General features: G+C 70.7%; 13 protein-coding genes. 10 read left to right on the forward strand and 3 right to left on the reverse strand.

Going from position 1 to position 17,681, the window contains the following annotated elements:
• Positions 1-48 precede the first annotated feature (48 nt).
• Positions 49-2,175 (reverse strand): hypothetical protein, encoded by a 2,127-nt coding sequence (locus ADX84_RS07860; protein WP_049569775.1) that lies wholly within the window; start codon positions 2,173-2,175, stop codon positions 49-51.
• Between the two features lie 383 nt (positions 2,176-2,558).
• The gene (locus tag ADX84_RS07865; protein WP_049569778.1) at positions 2,559-3,830 is read right to left on the reverse strand and encodes a class I SAM-dependent methyltransferase; all 1,272 of its coding nucleotides are present in this window, start codon (positions 3,828-3,830) and stop codon (positions 2,559-2,561) included.
• A gap of 226 nt (positions 3,831-4,056) precedes the next feature.
• On the opposite strand from ADX84_RS07865, the gene groES reads away from it, so the two are divergent.
• The 7 genes from groES to ADX84_RS07900 all read left to right on the forward strand — a co-directional run bounded on the left by groES (position 4,057) and on the right by ADX84_RS07900 (position 13,145).
• Positions 4,057-4,365 carry a co-chaperone GroES gene (gene groES / locus ADX84_RS07870; RefSeq protein WP_017543880.1) on the forward strand — a complete coding sequence of 103 codons (309 nt, stop codon included), beginning with the start codon at positions 4,057-4,059 and terminating at the stop codon, positions 4,363-4,365.
• Positions 4,366-4,468: 103 nt separating this feature from the next.
• Positions 4,469-6,073, forward strand: a complete 1,605-nt coding sequence (groL, locus tag ADX84_RS07875; RefSeq protein ID WP_049569781.1) for a chaperonin GroEL — start codon at positions 4,469-4,471, stop codon at positions 6,071-6,073.
• A gap of 290 nt (positions 6,074-6,363) precedes the next feature.
• Positions 6,364-6,918, forward strand: coding sequence for a sigma-70 family RNA polymerase sigma factor (locus ADX84_RS07880; RefSeq protein WP_082206341.1), 555 nt, complete (start codon positions 6,364-6,366; stop codon positions 6,916-6,918).
• 218 nt (positions 6,919-7,136) lie between these two features.
• Positions 7,137-8,987: an Imm49 family immunity protein gene (locus ADX84_RS07885; protein WP_369801065.1), complete on the forward strand. Its 1,851-nt coding sequence runs from the start codon at positions 7,137-7,139 to the stop codon at positions 8,985-8,987.
• Positions 8,988-9,295: 308 nt separating this feature from the next.
• Positions 9,296-10,786 carry an IMP dehydrogenase gene (gene guaB, locus ADX84_RS07890; RefSeq protein ID WP_049569788.1) on the forward strand — a complete coding sequence of 497 codons (1,491 nt, stop codon included), beginning with the start codon at positions 9,296-9,298 and terminating at the stop codon, positions 10,784-10,786.
• 120 nt (positions 10,787-10,906) lie between these two features.
• The gene (locus tag ADX84_RS07895; RefSeq protein ID WP_049569790.1) at positions 10,907-12,013 is read left to right on the forward strand and encodes a GuaB3 family IMP dehydrogenase-related protein; all 1,107 of its coding nucleotides are present in this window, start codon (positions 10,907-10,909) and stop codon (positions 12,011-12,013) included.
• Positions 12,014-12,200: 187 nt separating this feature from the next.
• Positions 12,201-13,145 carry a lytic transglycosylase domain-containing protein gene (locus tag ADX84_RS07900; protein WP_234003867.1) on the forward strand — a complete coding sequence of 315 codons (945 nt, stop codon included), beginning with the start codon at positions 12,201-12,203 and terminating at the stop codon, positions 13,143-13,145.
• Here ADX84_RS07900 and ADX84_RS07905 read toward each other — a convergent pair.
• On the reverse strand, positions 13,127-13,471 hold the full coding sequence (locus ADX84_RS07905; RefSeq protein WP_053107267.1) for a MarR family winged helix-turn-helix transcriptional regulator: 345 nt from the start codon (positions 13,469-13,471) through the stop codon (positions 13,127-13,129). The two genes, ADX84_RS07900 and ADX84_RS07905, sit on opposite strands and share 19 nt — an antisense overlap.
• A gap of 306 nt (positions 13,472-13,777) precedes the next feature.
• Between ADX84_RS07905 and ADX84_RS07910 the strand changes: the two genes are divergently transcribed.
• The 3 genes from ADX84_RS07910 to ADX84_RS07920 all read left to right on the forward strand — a co-directional run.
• Positions 13,778-15,511, forward strand: a complete 1,734-nt coding sequence (locus ADX84_RS07910) for a glycerol-3-phosphate dehydrogenase/oxidase (protein ID WP_049569796.1) — start codon at positions 13,778-13,780, stop codon at positions 15,509-15,511.
• 144 nt (positions 15,512-15,655) lie between these two features.
• Positions 15,656-16,360 carry a response regulator transcription factor gene (locus ADX84_RS07915; RefSeq protein ID WP_049569800.1) on the forward strand — a complete coding sequence of 235 codons (705 nt, stop codon included), beginning with the start codon at positions 15,656-15,658 and terminating at the stop codon, positions 16,358-16,360.
• Positions 16,361-16,427: 67 nt separating this feature from the next.
• The coding region (locus tag ADX84_RS07920) for a HAMP domain-containing sensor histidine kinase (protein WP_234003868.1) at positions 16,428-17,681 on the forward strand (1,254 nt) is incomplete at its 3' end.

A 17,681-nucleotide genomic window follows, 5' to 3' on the forward strand; every position in this document is an offset into this window, starting at 1 on the left:
GATCGCCCCGAGCCCCTCGTTCACACCTACGCCTGTTCAGGCGCCTGGTTACTCGTCGTCGTCCTCGTCGCGGCGGCGCTTCTTCTTGCCGTCGCGGCCCGGGCGCAGGAGCGCCTCGGCCAGGGCGAGCACGGTCTCCTCCAGCGAGGAGAACCGCTTGGTGATGTCGTCGTGCGAGTTCTCGACCGCCTCGGTGACGGTCTCCTCCAGCTCGTGGCGGTCCGGGCGCTGCTTGAGCTCACGGATGACCGGGTCCACCGCCGTGGTGACGTGCGAGTCGATCTCGTCGAGCCTGCCGGAGTGGTCCAGCAGCGGACGCTCCACCAGCTCGGTGAGGCGGCGGTGCAGCTCACTGACCTCAAGGGTCTGCGGCAGCTGGTTGAGGCGCTGGTTGAGCGCCTCCAGGCGGTCGTCGATGGCCTCCATACGGCCGTCGACGCCCTCGAAGTGACCGCTGACGCCCTCGAACTGGCCCTCGACGCCGTTGACCCGGCCGTCGATCCCGTCCAGGCGGCCGTTGAGGCCGTCGAGTCGGCCGTCGACCCGGTCGATCTTGCCCTCGACGCCCTCGAAGCTGCCCTCGAAGTGGCCCTCGAAGGTGTCGAAGCGGTCGGTGAGGCGGCCCAGCTCGTGGTCGACCTTGCCGGTGATCTGCGACAGGTGGTTGTCCACCTTGCCGTTGAGCCCCTCGCGGTGACGGTCCAGCCGCTCGTCGAGCGCGGTCCGGTGGGCGTCGGCCTGGTCGGTCAGCGCCTCGGTCAGCGTCTGGTGCCGGTCCTCGGCCTCCGAGGCCAGCTTGGCGTTGTCCTCCTGGACGAACGTGCGCAGCTCGGCGAGGTCCGCGGCGACCTTGGTGGCGTCCTCGGCGATCCGGGCGGCGAGGGAGTCGGTGCGCTTGGTCAGCGACTCGCGCAGGCCTTCGGCGGTGCTCTCGGCGTGCTCGCGGGTCTCCGTGCGGCCCAGTTCGATCTGCTCGTCGAGCTCCGCCAGGCGCTGGCGCATGTGCGAACGCAGGTCGTTCAGGGACTTCTCGTGGTTCTCCCGCAGCTTGGCGAGCGAACCGGTGACGTCGGCGACGGCGGCGGTGGCCTCGGCGTGGTTCTCCTCGGCCTGGGTGTTGAGGTGCCCCACGCTCTCGGTGACCTTGCCGGTGAGCTCCTCGTGGCGCTTGAGCGACGCGGCGGCGTTGTCCTTGAGCTCCTGGGTGAGGGTGTCGTGGCGCTCGCCGGAGGCCGTGGCCAGGGCGCCCAGCTCCTCGGCGAGGGCGGTGGTGCGCTCGCCCAGTTCGCCGGTGTTCTCCTGGAGCTTGGAGAGCAGCGTCTCGTGCTGTTCGGCGGTGCGCTCCTCGACGAAGCCGCGCAGTTCGGCCGTGCGCTCTTCCATCGAGGAGGTGAGGCCGGTGGTGACGCGCTCGCCGAGCTCGGTGGTGGCGGTCTCCAGGGCCTCGCGGTTCTCCTGACCGGCCGTTTCGAGGGCCTCGCGGCTCTCCTTCACGGCGGTCTCGATGGTCGCGCGGCTCTCGGTGATGGCCTCGGCCAGCTCGTCCCGGCCCTCGGCCAGGGTGGTGCGGACGGTGGCGGTCAGTTCCTCGTGGCGCTCGCCCAGGGTGGTGTCCAGGGCCGTCAGCGAGGCCTCGATCGCCTCGGCGCGGTCGCCGAGGTCGGCCAGAGCCTTGTCGAGGGAGTCCAGACGGGTGCCGACGGTCTCGCCCAGCTCGGTGACGCGCTCGCTGACCTCGGTGACCTGCTCGGCGGTCCGGGTGCCGGTCTCGGCCATGCGCTGGAGCCGGGTCAGGGCGGTGTCCAGGTGTCCGGCCACGCGCTGGGTGTCGGCCCGCAGGGACGACATCTCCGACAGCGGCTTGACCTGTCGGCCGACCACCTCTATGTGCTCGGCGAGGGCCTCGGCCCACTCCGGGGGACGGGCCAGGAAGTCGTCGATCCGACCGTCGACGGAGGTGATCGCCTCGGCGAGCGAGATGAGTTCCCGCTCGCGCAGCTCGCGGAGCAGCCACTCCATGCCCTCGAGACGCTGGCGCATCTCCTCGCTGACCGCGCCCTGGGACTTCTGCTCGGAGACGTGCTCCTGGGCGGCCTGGGAGAGCAGGTCACGCATCCGGTCGGAGACTCCGGCCTGACCTCCCCCATTGAGGAAGTTGTGATTGGTCTGTTCCACCGAGGTGCTCCTTATGGTTCTGGCGCTCCCGTCCGCTTCGCCGCACGGTGGTCGCACGGACGGGTTCTCGATGGTCCCCGGGCGGACGTTGCTCCGCGCCAGTTGAGCCCCAACGTGATTGAAGTGTGACTGTGTGTATACACGGGGGGCGTGGGCCGAGTGCCGACCGAACCGCTGAGCGGATCAAACAGGCACGGCCTTCCGGGAGAACCCATGAGAAGGGAAGTGAATCTGCGGCGCCAGTTTAACGACTTCGCCCCGCGCGACCCCAGGGGTCCACGAAAGATATGGGTGTGGGAGATAACGATATGGTCTGCGTGGCCTGTGCCGAATGTGGCGCGGGCCGCATCGGGAGGTTCGTGCGGCGGTGGTTTCCGCAGCCCCTACGCCGCCCCGGTTTCACGGCACAGCAGGTAGAACGGTTTCTCGCCGATTCTCGTCAGCACCACGGTCACGGATTCCGGTCCGGAGGCGCGAAGGTCGCGCCGGAGTTTCTCGGTGTCCACCGCCGAACCGCGTTTCTTGATCGTTACCGTTCCGGCCTTGTGCGCACGCACCGATGAGCGCAGCCGTTTCAGTGAGAACGGTGAGAACTCCAGCACCTCGAGCACCCGCCACAGCGGTGAGCGCTCGGCCCGGTCCGCGGTGAAGTACGCGATCCGCTCGTCCAGCAGCGCGCCGTCCACCCGGGCCGCAGCCTCCGCCACCAGGTGGGAGCGGACCACGGCAGGGTCCGGGTCGTAGAGGTAGCGCCGCGCGGGGGCGACCGGTGCGGGCCCCAGGTCCGGCTCCTCGTCCAGGTGTGCCACCGCGCCCTCGCTCGCCAGCAGGCCCTCGCGCTCGTGCAGCACCGTCGCGCGCCGTCGCGGCCCACCGGGACCGAAACCCAGACCGCCGAACCACAGCGCGGTCTCCTTCAGTTCGCCGTCCACCGAGATCCACTCGGCCGAGGCGGCAGGGGAGAGGACCTCGTGCGGGATGCCCGGAGCGGCCTTCAGACAGGCCGCCTCCGCGCCCTCGGCCAGCCGGGTGGCCACGTCCCACGGCGGCGAGTACGCGGACGGGTCGAACACCCGGCCCCTGCCGCCGCGCCGGGCCGGGTCGCAGAACAACAGGGGGTGATCGCCCACTCCGACCGCGTTCACGTCACCCTCCCGGACCCGGGCGTACTCCGTGAGCCCCATCGCCTCGATGTTGGCGCGGGCCACCGCCACGGTCAGGGGGTCGGCGTCCACGCCCTCCACCGGCACGCCGTGCTCGGCCAGGGCCAGCAAGTCCGCGCCGATCCCGCAGCACAGGTCGCCCGCGACCGCGTCCCCGCCCATCGAGGAGGGCAGGTGTCGGGCGGTGCGCTCGGCCCGGTACTCGGCCACGGTCCGGCGGGTGGACTGCTCCAGACCGTTCGGGGTGAAGAACATTCGCCCGGCGTTCTCCCCGAATTTGGCCCTGCCCCGCTCCCGCAGGCTTACCTGGGTCATCACAGCGTTGACCAGCTCGGACACCGGGAGTTCGGGGTCGAGCGCGGCCACCCCGGGATCGGTGCGCAGTTTGGAGGCGGTGGCGAGGGGGTCCCTGGCCGCCGCAACGGGGTCGACCCCGCCGAGGACCTCCCGACCCGCGTCGGTGAGCAGCGCCGAGAACGCGGGCACGTGCATGGAACCTCCTGCTGTGGGCACGACGGTGGGGCGGGTCCGCCCTTCGGCCCGAGCCCCCGCCACATTTCCATTCTGGCACTCTCGGGGGTAGAGTGCTAAACGCGACGAGGCCGGTCTGGCACCCGCGACGACAGGCCGCCGCGGTCGCCCCTTTTACGTGGTTGGTCCGTGCTCACGCATGGGCCGACGCCAGATACACCGAGACTTTGAAGGGGGAGGTCACACCGTGTCGACCGCCACCAAGACCGTGCTGAAGCCGCTCGAGGACCGCGTCGTGGTCAGGACCCTGGAGGCTGAGCAGACCACCGCCTCCGGTCTGGTCATCCCGGACACCGCCAAGGAGAAGCCCCAGGAGGGCGAGATCCTGGCCGTGGGTCCCGGTCGCCTCGACGACAACGGCAAGCGTGTCGCCCTCGACGTGAACGTCGGCGACGTCGTCCTCTACAGCAAGTACGGCGGCACCGAGGTCAAGTACGACGGCCAGGAGTACCTGGTTCTCTCCGCCCGCGACCTCCTCGCGGTCGTCGAGAAGTAGCTCTCGGCGCAGAGCCTTCGAACATCCCGCACCGGTCGGCCTCCAAGCCGGGCGGGGCGGGATGTTCTCTTTCGACCCGAACCGTTAGAGGAAGTACTCACACATGCCGAAGATCCTGGAGTTCGAGGACGACGCCCGCCGCGCCCTCGAGCGGGGCGTCGACCGCCTCGCCAACGCCGTCAAGGTGACGCTCGGCCCGCGCGGCCGCAACGTCGTCATCGACAAGAAGTTCGGTGCCCCCACCATCACGAACGACGGCGTGACCGTCGCCCGTGAGATCGAGCTGGACGAGCCCTACGAGAACCTGGGCGCCCAGCTGGTCAAGGAGGTCGCCACCAAGACCAACGACGCCGCCGGTGACGGCACCACCACCGCCACCGTGCTCGCGCAGGCGCTGGTCCGCGAGGGCCTGCGCAGCGTCGCCGCCGGCGCCTCCCCGATGTCCCTCAAGAAGGGCATCGACGCCGCGGCCGTCCGGGTCTCCGAGATCCTGCTCGAGCGCGCCGTGCCGATCAAGGAGCGCGCCGACATCGCCTACGTGGCGACCAACTCCGCTCAGGACGCCCAGATCGGCGACCTCATCGCCGAGGCCTTCGACAAGGTCGGCAAGGACGGCGTCATCACGGTGGAGGAGTCCCCGACCTTCGGTCTGGAGCTCGACTTCACCGAGGGCCTCCAGTTCGACAAGGGCTACATCTCGCCCTACTTCGTCACCGACGGTGACCGTCAGGAGGCCGTCCTCGAGGACGCGCAGATCCTGATCAGCCAGGGCAAGATCGGCAACCTGAACGAGCTGCTGCCGCTGCTCGAGCAGGTCGTCCAGAGCAAGAAGCCGCTGCTGATCATCGCCGAGGACGTCGAGGGCGACGCCCTGGGCGCCCTGGTGCTCAACCGCATGCGCGGCACCCTCAACGTGGCCGCGGTCAAGGCGCCCGGCTTCGGCGAGCGCCGCAAGGCCATGCTCCAGGACATCGCCGTGCTCACCGGCGGCCAGGTCATCTCCGAGGAGGTCGGCCTGTCCCTGGAGAACGCGGACCTGTCCGTGCTGGGCTCGGCCCGCCGCATCACCATCACCAAGGACACCACCACCGTCGTCGACGGCGGCGGCCAGCAGTCCGAGGTGGAGGACCGCGTTCGCCAGATCCGCAAGGAGATCGAGGCGAGCGACTCCGACTGGGACCGCGAGAAGCTCCAGGAGCGCCTGGCCAAGCTCGCGGGCGGCGTGTCCGTGCTGAGTGTCGGCGCGGCCACCGAGGTTGAGCTCAAGGAGAAGAAGCACCGCCTCGAGGACGCCATCTCGGCGACCCGCGCGGCCATCGAGGAGGGCATCGTCGCTGGTGGCGGCGCCTCCCTGGTGCACGCCTCCACGGCTCTGGACGACCTCGGCCTGATCGGCGACGAGGCCACGGGTGCGGCGATCGTCCGTCGCGCGCTGGTCGAGCCCGCCCGGTGGATCGCGGAGAACGCGGGCGCCGAGGGCTACGTGGTCACCCACCGCGTCTCCGAGATGGAGGTCGGTCACGGCTACAACGCCGCCACCGGCACCTACGGTGACCTGACCGCCGAGGGCATCCTCGACCCGGTCAAGGTCTCCCGCTCGGCCGTCCAGAACGCCGCGTCCATCGCGGGCATGCTGCTGACCACCGAGGTGCTGGTCGCGGACAAGCCCGAGGAGGACGAGGGCGACGGTCACGGCCACGCCCACTAGGACGTTGGTCGGTGTCCGGTAGGACCCGGTCCGGGGGTGGGGCGCTCCGTCGTCCCACCCCCGTCCACTACCACGGGAGAGCCGATTCACACCCGCTACTACGTACCGTTTTCGGGCTATTTTCCCAAAATGTGACCATTCTGTAGTTGCTGATTGGAGTGGTTGGGTCCCCAACTGCGGGCATCATTCCTAACGTGACGGATGCAGGCGCCCGAACGGGCGTTACCGCGCAGCGGCCAGGTACGCCCGCAGGGCACGACGAGGCGGACCCCGCTCCGCGCGACACGGGGTTGAACCGTCTGGGCTCACTCGCCGTCCAGGGCGACGACGGGGCCATGGACTCCCTCCTGCGCGAGGTCAGACCCATGGTGGTGCGGTACTGCCGGACCCGCCTGGCCCGGGTCTCGGGTCTGGCGCACTACTCGGACGACGTGGCACAGGAAGTGTGCATCGCGCTGCTCACGGCCATCCCGCGCTACCAGGACCGGGGCAGGCCCTTCGCCTCCTTCGTGTTCGGCATCGCCGCGCACAAGGTCGCGGACACCCTCCGCGTGGCCGGCCGGGTGGAGACGGTCCCCACCGACACCGTGCCCGAACAGCCGGACGACGATCCCGGCCCCGAGGAGTCGGCGGTACGCGTGTCCGAGGCCCAGCGGGCCAGGGCGCTCCTCGACGAACTGCCCGAACAGCAGCGAACGCTGCTGGTCATGCGGGTGATCACAGGACTTACAGCAGACGAGACGGGACATCTCCTTGGCATGTCGGCAGGTGCGGTACGGGTTGCCCAGCACCGAGCTATTGCTCGGCTTCGGAAGGTGGCCCTGGCGAACCGCGTCCTCCCCTGAACACCGTCGCGCCGCCCGGCCGGGGCGGCGCCGGTGCCCCACGCGCCCCCGCCCGAGCGGATACTGCCGCTACCCCCGCTGATTTCTCGCCGGGCCCTCGAAGTCATCCACGCGACCGGCGACGCCACCGAACCCGAGGGGGCTCCAGGAGCTTCCAGGGTCGGTCCCGGTGAGTTGCCCGCGCCCCTCCCGGGACCAGAACGGTCTGTCGTCGCCTCGTGCCAGACTCCGTCGCGATGACGGAGACGGCTCGATGGGAAGAGGACCCGGTGACCCTGCGGATCGAACGGCACGAGGTCGACGACGAGGCGATCGCGATGGCCACGAAGGACTTCACGGACCGGATCGGTGAAGAAGTCCGTATGGAACAGCACAGCGGTCGCAGCGGGTTCGGCTGGGACATGATCTCCCAGAACCTACGGGACTACGCGGCGGCGCGCTCAGTGCAGGCTCCCCACGCCGAGGCCGACGTCCGGGCCGCTCTGTACTCGGCAGCCGAGGCACGTGTTGGCGCGATCATGCTGGAGGGGGCGCCCACCTCCGCCGAGTTCTCGGTGCACCTCACCTACACCGGCACCGGCATCTTCTACCAGGACTTCGAAGGGGAGGACGCCCGGGGAGAACGGCCGGTCCCCCTGGGCGACTGGACCGAGGCCCTGTACCTGTGCGTCCTCGCGAATCTGCACGAGAACTACGAGAGCCCTCTGGTCCAGTGCGCCTCGGCCTTCGGTGAGAACAAGGTGTTGCAACGAGCGCTGGTCTTCTACCTCTACCCGCACCTGGGCGCTGAGCGGGAACAGTTGGAAGGGTATGTGTGGTCCGCGCTCGGGCCACTTCTGAACTCTCTCGACCTGGACTCCGAGAGCGACCGTGTCGAGCCGGGGTCGATCGACCACGGCCTCCTCTTCCTACGTGCTCTGCTCGCCCGCGACCAGGAAGCCTTCTGGGCGACCATGGCCGTGCGGTTGACGTGGCTGCGGGACCACACCGGTGAGCGGGGACTCACGGGGCTGTTCCCACTGACCGAACTCGCCTTCGCGGCCTTGGCGGTGCGGGTCGAGGGCTGGGAGATGCCGTTCGATTCCGACTACCTTCCCCGGTACCTGGTCGAGGGGCCCGGGAGTGGGGGCCGTCGAGTGGGTCCCCACGGCGAGGACAAGGACCCTGAGGCCCTGGCCGTGCTCGAGCACGGTTCGCTGGTGGTCGAACGCCCCACGCGGGGGTTCTCTGCCGAACGTTCGATCGAGGAGATGTTCGGGCTCGTGGACGGGAACCTCGAGAGGGTCCGGGACCCCCGGACCCACCGCGAGGGGATCCCCGACGAGTTGGGGCGGGCGGCCCGGACCGAGCTCCTCGTCTTCCGTCTCGCTTCGGTTGTTGACCAGGAGACGCGGCATCCACGTCAGCTCGCCGCTCTCGACCACGCCGCGCAGTACATGGTGGCGCTGTTCGCCTGTGCGGAGGCGGAGGGGGACACCGTCGAGGTGACCATCGGCGACACGACCGCGCCGATGCGCTCCTTCGAGTCGGAGTCCGCCATCTCGGGCGAGAAGCTACGGGAAGCCCTTCAGTACGCCCTGGTGGCGGGCTCTCGGGAACACCTGGAGTACCTCCTCGCCCACGTTGAGGACGATCATCCGCGCCAGCGTGGCGGCTTCTCCGTCCTCTCCCCTTACGGGTCGGCGTTCCTGGCCTATCTGGTGTCCGAGACGGACCGGCTCCGCCGACCCGACGCGGGGAGTGATCCGCGGGTCGAGGAGAAGCTGGGCCGGGCGCTCGAAGCGCTCGTGGTCGACGACGTGCCCGGCTCCGCGCAGCCTCCGGTCGTACTGCTCTCCCAGCTGGTCGCGGGGGACCGGGACGGATTCGACCTCGCCCTGGCCGACACCCTGGAGCGACACCGGGACGCCTACGGCTTCGGCGAGCGGGCCCGGGACACCGACGGGTTGATCGATTTCGACACCCTGGCTCTGGCCTGTCTGGCCAGTGCCAAGGGATGGCCGGTGCGGGTTCGGAGCGGTTATCTGCCGCAGGGGGTCCTCGACCGGGCCGCGGCCATGTTCGCCTGACTCCCGGGCCCGATCGCCGTCGAGGCGGGCTCTGACCCCGCCCGCTGCACCGGCCGCCGCCGGGCCGGGCCCTGCTCCCCGCCAGTGCGGGGATGGGGGTGACCCCTCTATCTGCGGGGGTGTGGCTGGGGCGGGATGACTGGGGGTGGCTGGCTTGCTGTCCTGGGTGAGGGCGGTGGCCGATTCGTGACCGAGGTGACCGGGCGAACATCGCATTCCACCTGGGCGGTGCCGGACGACGACCTAGGATGAGACGACACGCGGGGGCGATCCGCGCAGTTGTTGCCGGGAACAGCGGAGGTTGTGTCATGAGCCAGGACCACAGCGACTACGGGAGCAAACTGCTCCCGCCGGGGCTGACCTACGACGATGTCCTGCTGGTACCGGCCTACTCGGACCTCCAGCCGGGTGACGTGGACACCACCACCAAGCTCTCCCGCAACATCAGCCTCAGCATTCCGCTGCTCTCTGCCGCGATGGACACCGTCACCGAGGCCCGCATGGCCGTGGCGATGGCCCGCCAGGGTGGCGCCGGTGTACTGCACCGCAACCTCTCCGCCGAGGACCAGGCCGCCCAGATCGACCTCGTGAAGCGCTCCGAGGCGGGCATGGTCACCGACCCGGTCACCTGTCACCCGGAGGACGACCTCGCCGAGGTCGAGCGCCTGTGCGCCCACTACCGCATCTCCGGTGTTCCGGTCACCGACGCCCAAGGCTCCCTGGTCGGCATCGTCACCAACCGCGACATGCGCTTCGAGAACGACCGCTCCCGGCTGGTCCGCGACGTCATGACCACGGAGAACCTGGTCACCGCCCCCGTCGGCGTCAGCCGCGAACAGGCCTTCGAGCTGCTCCGCAAGCACAAGGTCGAGAAGCTGCCGCTGGTCGACGGCCAGAACCGCCTGCGCGGACTCATCACCGTCAAGGACTTCATCAAGAGCGAGCAGTTCCCCGACGCCACCAAGGACTCCAACGGGCGTCTCGTGGTCGGCGGCGCCGTCGGCGTGGGCACCGAGGCCGAAGAGCGCGCCAAGCTGCTCATCGACGCCGGGGTCGACTTCATCGTGGTCGACACCGCGCACGGCCACTCCTCCGGGCTCGCCGACATGGTCGCCAAGCTCAAGGCCAACTCCCGCGCGGACATCGTCGCGGGCAACGTCGCCACCCGCGCGGGGGCCCAGCTGCTCATCGACGCCGGTGCCGACGCCGTCAAGGTCGGCGTGGGACCGGGCTCCATCTGCACCACCCGCGTCGTCGCCGGTGTGGGCGCCCCGCAGCTCACCGCCATCCTCGAGGCTGGCCTGGCCTGCGGCCCCGCCGGAGTCCCGCTGATCGCGGACGGCGGCCTCCAGTACTCGGGCGAGATCGCCAAGGCGATCGTCGCCGGTGCCAGCACCGTCATGCTCGGCAGCCTCCTCGCCGGTGTAGAGGAGAGCCCGGGCGAGCTCATCTTCATCAACGGCAAGCAGTTCAAGGCCTACCGGGGCATGGGTTCCCTGGGCGCCATGCGCGGCCGCTCCTTCTCCAAGGACCGCTACGCGCAGGCCGACGTCTCCTCCGAGGACAAGCTGGTCCCCGAGGGCATCGAGGGCCAGGTGCCGTTCCGCGGTCCGCTGTCCGCCGTGGCCCACCAGCTGGTCGGCGGCCTGCACCAGTCCATGTGGTACGCGGGCAGCCGCACCGTGCCGGAGCTGCGCGAGCGCGGCCAACTCATGCGCATCACCAGCGCCGGGCTGCGCGAGAGCCACCCGCACGACATCAAGATGACCGTGGAAGCGCCGAACTACAACGCGCGCTAACCAGCGCGGGGACGGTGCCGGAGTCGCGCCGACCACGGCCGGATAGACTCGCGTCCGCGGTCACGCGACGGTCGACCGACCGGCGCCGCACGTCAGAGGGGAATCGAACAGTTGGCTCAGGTGGAGATCGGGCTGGGTAAGAACGGGCGTCGCGCCTACGAGCTCGATGAGATCGGGATCGTGCCCGCACGACGGACCCGCGACCCGGAGGAGGTGTCGATCGCCTGGCAGATCGACGCCTACCGGTTCGAGACGCCCCTGGTCGTCAGCCCCATGGACAGTGTGGCCTCGCCCAGGACCGTCGTGGCGGTGGGTGAGCAGGGCGGCCTCGGCGTCCTGGACCTTGAGGGTCTGTGGACCCGTTACGAGGACCCGGAGCCCCTGCTCCAGGAGATCCGCGAGCTCGACGACGTCGCCGCGACCAAGCGACTCCAGGAGATCTACGCGGCGCCGATCCAGGAGGAGCTGATCGGCCGCCGGATCGAGGAGATCCGCGACGCCGGTCTGGTGACGGCGGCCCGGCTGTCGCCGCAGCGCACCGCGCAGTACCACAAGGCCGTCGTGGACGCCGGGGTCGACATCTTCGTGATCCGCGGCACCACGGTCTCGGCCGAGCACGTCTCGGGCCGCGCCGAACCGCTCAACCTCAAGCAGTTCATCTACGACCTCGACGTGCCCGTCGTGGTCGGCGGCTGCGCCACCTACACCGCCGCCCTGCACCTGATGCGCACCGGTGCGGCCGGTGTGCTGGTCGGGTTCGGCGGTGGCTCCGGCCACACCACCCGTTCGGTGCTGGGTGTGGCCGTCCCGATGGCCAGCGCCATCGGCGACGTCGCCGCCGCCCGCCGCGACTACCTCGACGAGTCCGGCGGCCGCTACGTGCACGTCATCGCCGACGGCGGCATGACCGGCAGCGGTGACATCGCCAAGGCCCTGGCCTGCGGCGCTGACGCCGTCATGGTGGGTTCCCCGCTGGCCCGCGCCACCGAGGCGCCCGGCGGCGGCTACCACTGGGGCAGTGAGGCGCACCACAGCGAGCTGCCGCGCGGCGAGCGGGTCGGGGTGGGCACCATCGGCGACCTCAAGTCGATCCTGCACGGCCCGGCCTCCACCAGCGACGGCTCCATGAACCTCATGGGCGCTCTGCGTCGGACCATGGCCACCTCGGGCTACACCGACCTCAAGGAGTTCCAGCGGGTCGAGGTCGTGGTGAACCCGCACCGTTAGGGAGCGGCAGTGGGGGAGCCTCCCCACGTGTTGGCACCCGACGTGAGTGTGGTGAGGGGCGTCCCGGGAGAACCGGGACGCCCCTCACGCCGTCCCAAGGGGGTGCGTCGGGGTGGCCGTGGTGTGTCACTATGGTGCCTGTTTTCCAGTCTCGTGATCTGATGGTGACTTTCTATTGGAGGACTGCATGGGTGACAGCGTGTCCGGTGCCCCCGGGGCGCCCGGTTCCTCCGAGGAACCCCGCGCCACCGAGGGGTCCCGCGCCGCCGAGGCGGTCCGCCCCGGGCACCGTCGGCGTCGCCGACGCGGACCCGCGATCGCGGTCAGCCTCGCGCTGGTCGTGTGTCTGCTGGTGACGGCGGGCGTCGTGGTCCTGGTCGGGCGTGTCTCCAGCGCCCTCAACGGCTGGGAGGCTCCGGTCGCCGAGGCCACCCCGGAGGTCGGCACCATCGAGACCCCTCCGCACGACCAGCTCACCGGTCCGCCCGCGCAGAGCGGGGTGACCGCCCGGGAGGACGACGCGCCGGCCGAGGCGGACGCCGGGGCGGACGAGCGATCCAGCCCGGCGGGCCCGCAGCGCCCCAGTGACGAGTGGCTCGACGAGGTCTCCGACAACACCGGCGTGCCCCGCCGCGCCCTGGAGGGCTACGCCAGCGCCCAGCTGGTCCTCGACGCCGACCAGTCCTCGTGTCAGCTCTCCTGGCCCACGCTCGCGGGCATCGGGTACGTCGAGTCCCGCCACGGCACCTACGCGGGCGGCGAGCTCGGCCCGGACGGCAACACCACGGTGGACGTCATCGGCATCCCGCTGGACGGCACCAACAACACGCAGGCCATCCCGGACACCGACAACGGCGAGCTGGACGGTGACACCGAGTGGGACCGGGCGATCGGCCCGATGCAGTTCATCCCCAGCACCTGGGACCGGTGGGGCGAGTCACTGGAGGGCGGCGCCCCCGACCCGCACAACATCGACGACGCGGCCCTGACCGCCGCCCGCTACCTGTGCGGCAACGGTCGCGACCTCACCTCAGCGAACGACTGGGAGTCGGCGATCCTGGAGTACAACCGCTCGTCGGCCTACGTCAGCGACGTCCTGGCCTACGCGCACGCCTACGCCGACGCGGCCTGAGGCCCCGGGCGGGGAGGGGCGGCCTCACCGGCCAGGGGGCTGGCGGGTGCGAGGTGGGCCAGCAGGGTCCGACTGATGTCCAGCAACTGCTCACGCTGTTCGTCGGTCAGCGCGTCGAGCAGGTTCTCCTGGATGCTCCGCACGTGCGGGACCCAGGCCCGGCCCAGGACCTCCCGGCCCTGCTCGGTGAGGCTGGCGAACCAGCTCCGGCGATCGCTCTCACAGCGCACACGCTCCACGAGCCCCGCCTCGGTGAGCCTGCGAACCGCGTGGGTGATCCGGCTCGGCCTGGTGTGGGTGAGGTCGGCCAGCCATGAGCACCTCAACCGACACCGAACCCCGTTCCCGGGGAACCAGCCGCACAGAACTGGTGCCGGGCACCCTGGCTGGTCGCTCTCCTCGCGCTGAGCGGGGCCGGTGCCGAGGCCTGGTCGGGACCGCTGGCCACCGCCTCCTGGGTGGGCGGGATCGCCGCGATCGCCGCCGGGTTCCTTGTCCCGGCCGCGCCGCGGAGGTAAACCGGCGGTATGGGGTGTGGCAACGCACAGCCCTGACGGCCTCCGGGTGGCTAGAGGCCCCACCACTGCGGGTATGCGCCTTGGTGGAACACCGATCGAAAGGGAGGACCATCCATGGCGACCACCTGGTTGGGGCCGAAGGGGCGCACTGAGGCGCTCGCGTCGATGGCCGACGAGGAGCTCGACGTCCTCGTGGTGGGCGGCGGGATCGTGGGCGCGGGCATCGCGTTGGACGCGGTCTCGCGCGGGCTCTCCACGGGTCTGATCGAGGCGCGGGACTTCGCCTCCGGGACCTCCAGCAGATCCAGCAAGCTGATCCACGGCGGGCTCCGCTACCTGGAGCAGTTCGACTTCGAGCTGGTGCGCGAGGCCCTGCACGAGCGCGGTCTGCTGCTCACCACCATCGCGCCGCACCTGGTCCGCCCGGTGCCGTTCCTCTTCCCGTTCGAGCACCATTGGGAACGCTTCTACATCGGTGCGGGCGTCACCCTCTACGACACCCTGGCGCTGACCTCCCGCAACAACCGCGGGCTGCCCTCGCACCGGCACCTGACCAGGTCCGGTGCGCTGCGGGTGTTCCCGGCGCTCAAACGCAGCGCCCTGGCCGGGGCGGTCCAGTACTGGGACTGTCAGGTGGACGACGCCCGCCTCGTCACCACCGTCCTGCGCACCGCAGCCGGGCTCGGGGCGAAGATCGCCTCCCGGGTCCAGGCGGTCGAGTTCCTGCGCGAGGGCGAGCACGTGGTCGGCGCCACCGCGGCCGACCTGGAGACCGGTGAGCGCAAGCAGATCCGCGCCCGCCAGGTGGTGAACGCCGCCGGGGTGTGGACCGACGACATCCAGGAGATGGTGGGCGGTCGCGGGCAGATCCACGTGAGCGCGTCCAAGGGCGTGCACCTGGTGGTGCCCCGGGACCGCATCCAGGCCTCGTCCGGGATGATCCTCCAGACGGAGAAGAGCGTGCTCTTCGTGATCCCGTGGGGCCGCCACTGGATCATCGGCACCACCGACACCCCCTGGGACCTGGACAAGGAGAACCCGGCCGCGTCGAGGGCCGACATCGACTACGTCCTGGACCACGTCAACCAGGTGCTGCGCACGCCCCTGGGCAGGGACGACGTCGAGGGCGTCTACGCCGGGCTGCGGCCGCTGCTGACGGGGGAGTCCGAGGAGACCTCGAAGCTGTCCCGTGAGCACACGGTGGCGCACCCGGTGCCGGGGCTCGTCCTCATCGCGGGCGGCAAGTACACCACCTACCGCGTCATGGCCAAGGACGCGGTGGACGCGGTCGCGCACGGGCTGGGAGGCGCCGTCCCGGCCTCGGTCACGGACAAGCTGCCGCTGGTCGGCGCGGACGGGTACGCGGCGCTGTACAACCAGCGGCACCGTCTGGCCCGCGACTCGGGGCTGCACGTCTCCCGGATCTCGCACCTGCTGCGGCGGCACGGCTCCGGCGTGCACGACGTCCTCGACCTGATCCGCGAGCGGCCCGACCTGCGCGAACCGCTCAAGGGCGGGGAGGACTACCTGCGGGCGGAGGTCGTCTACGCCGTGGAGGCCGAGGGCGCCCGTCACCTTGAGGACGTCCTGTCCCGGCGTACCCGCATCACCTTCGAGACCTGGGACCGGGGGATCGCGGCCGCCGAGGCCGCCGCCGAACTCATGGCCGAGCCGCTCGGGTGGAGCAGGGAACAGGTCGAACGCGAGGTGGAGTACTACCGCAAGGGCATAGAGGCCGAGCGGGCCGCCCAGGAGCAGGACACCGACCAGGAGGCCGACGCTGTCCAGCACGGTGCCCCGGAGATCGTTCCGGACCTGCGCGTGGGCGGGCCGGGAGGCCGTTCCTGAGGGCGGTTCCGGGGTGCGGGAGCCCTCGGCCGGGTTCGTATTGTTGCTGATCACTGATCCGGCCGTTGTGGTTTGTGACACATCGTGGGGTTAGGGTGCGTGGAGTTACCCCCGTAGCGTTCACTCGCCGAAGGACCCCTGCCCATGATCAAGGTGCTGCTCGTAGAGGACGACGTGCGCCTCGCCGACGCCCTCGCCGGTGCGCTTGAGACGTACGGCTACGAGGTCGACCAGGTGAGGACCGCGGGGGGCGCGCTGACAGCGCCCCCCGCCGACATCGTCCTGCTCGACCTCGGGCTGCCCGACATGGACGGCGTGGAGCTGTGCCAGCGCATCCGCGAGCGCCAGGACTTCGGGGACACCGCAATCATCATGGTCACCGCCCGGCGCCAGCAGCGCGAGCGGATCCTCGGGCTGCGCTCCGGAGCGGACGACTACGTGGTCAAGCCGCTGGCCATCGAGGAGCTGTGCGCCCGGATGGAGGCGGTCCTGCGCCGCACCGGCGGGCGGGTCGGCACCGTCCTGGAGACCGGGCCGCTGCGGGTGGAGCTGTCCACCCGCTCCGTGGTGTGCTCCGGCCGCCCCGTGGAGCTCACCCGCAAGGAGTTCGACCTGCTCGTCGTCCTGCTCAGGGAGGCGGGCGGGGTCGTCTCCCGCGAACACCTCCTGCTCCGGGTCTGGCAGACCGCCTGGCCGGGCACCCTGCGCACCCTGGAGGTGCACATCGGGACCCTGCGTTCGAAGCTGGGCTCTCCCGGGCTCATCCGAACCGTGCGCGGGGTCGGCTACCAGCTGGTGACCTCCGAGTACACGACCGCCGGGGCCGCGCCGGCTCCGGCCTCCCGGTGAGGGGTCCGCTCTGGCGCGGGTCGGAGCCTCGCGTCACGGAGGTCCCGCGCGCGAAAGAGGGACGTTGATGCACCGCCGCGTGGTGACGGTCTACGTCTCTCTGCTCGTGGTCGCCTGCCTGGCGCTGGCCTTCCCCCTGTGCGGGAACATCGCCGCCCGGGGCACCTCCGACATGGTCCTCGACCGCATCAACGACACCGCCCGCTTCGCCGGTCTGGCCGAGCCCGGGGTGCTCTCCGGGTCCGAGGGCGCCCTGTCCGGGCTGGTCAGCGAACTCACGGTCTACGAGCAGGTGTACGGGATCACGGCCGTGGTGGTGGACCGCGACGGGGAGGTCGTGGCTGCCTCGCGCCCCGGGCTCAGCCTCGCGGACCTGGACCCCGAGGGCTGGCCCGACAGCGAGGAGCCGCTGCCGGGGCCGGTCCGCGGCGCGCTGGCGGGCAACCGCAGGGCCACCGACAGTGTGGTCTGGCCGTGGCAGGAGGGGCCGCTCATCGTCGCCGAGCCCATCGGCAGTTCGGGCGAGGTGGTCGGGGCGGCCGTCACCGCATCGCCGACGTCCGCGCTGCGTCGGGCCACCCTCGGACAGTGGTTCGTGGCCTGGCTCGTGGTGACCGCCCTGATGGTGGCGGGTATCGCCGTGGCCGGTCCGCTCACCCGGTGGATCCTGCGGCCCATCGACGACCTCGACGAGGCCACTCGCGCGGTGAGCGGCGGCAGCCTGGATACCCGGGTCCGCACGGCGGCGGGGCCGGAGGAACTGCGCAGGCTGGGGGAGTCCTTCAACCAGATGGCGGACACCATCACCTCCATGCTGGAGAGCCAGCGCACCTTCGTGGCCTACGCGGGACACCAGGTGCGCAACCCGCTGGCCGCGCTGCGTCTGCGCGTGGGTGGTCTGGCCCGGCACCTGGGGGACGAGGGCCTGCGGGAGCACGGGCTGGCCCTGGACGAGGTCGACCGGCTCACCCGGATCTGCGACAGCCTCCTCACCCTGGCGCAGGCCGAGGACGCCGAGCACTCCATGGTGTGGGAGGACGCACGGGAGGTCGCGGAGCTGAGGGTGGCCGCGTGGGGGCCCATTGCCGAGCGCGCGGGAGCGGTGCTGGAGTGCTCCGGGGCGGAGTCGGCCATGGTGCGGTGCGTGGAGGGGACCCTGGACCAGGCCCTCGACGCGCTCATCGACAACGCGCTGAAGTTCGGCGGGGCCGGGGTGCGCAGGCTGGGGGAGTCCTTCAACCAGATGGCGGACACCATCACCTCCATGCTGGAGAGCCAGCGCACCTTCGTGGCCTACGCGGGACACCAGGTGCGCAACCCG

This window comes from Nocardiopsis sp. SBT366 (assembly GCF_001083815.1).
In the GTDB taxonomy this organism is placed as follows: domain Bacteria; phylum Actinomycetota; class Actinomycetes; order Streptosporangiales; family Streptosporangiaceae; genus Nocardiopsis; species Nocardiopsis prasina.

Bases quoted from the DNA above. Each gene is read 5' to 3' on its own strand.
- ADX84_RS07865 (WP_049569778.1), bottom strand. From the start codon at position 3,830: ATGCACGTGCCCGCGTTCTCGGCGCTGCTCACCGACGCGGGTCGGGAG.
- groL (WP_049569781.1), top strand. From the start codon at position 4,469: ATGCCGAAGATCCTGGAGTTCGAGGACGACGCCCGCCGCGCCCTCGAG.
- guaB (WP_049569788.1), top strand. From the start codon at position 9,296: ATGAGCCAGGACCACAGCGACTACGGGAGCAAACTGCTCCCGCCGGGG.
- ADX84_RS07900 (WP_234003867.1), top strand. From the start codon at position 12,201: ATGGGTGACAGCGTGTCCGGTGCCCCCGGGGCGCCCGGTTCCTCCGAG.
- ADX84_RS07910 (WP_049569796.1), top strand. From the start codon at position 13,778: ATGGCGACCACCTGGTTGGGGCCGAAGGGGCGCACTGAGGCGCTCGCG.
- ADX84_RS07915 (WP_049569800.1), top strand. From the start codon at position 15,656: ATGATCAAGGTGCTGCTCGTAGAGGACGACGTGCGCCTCGCCGACGCC.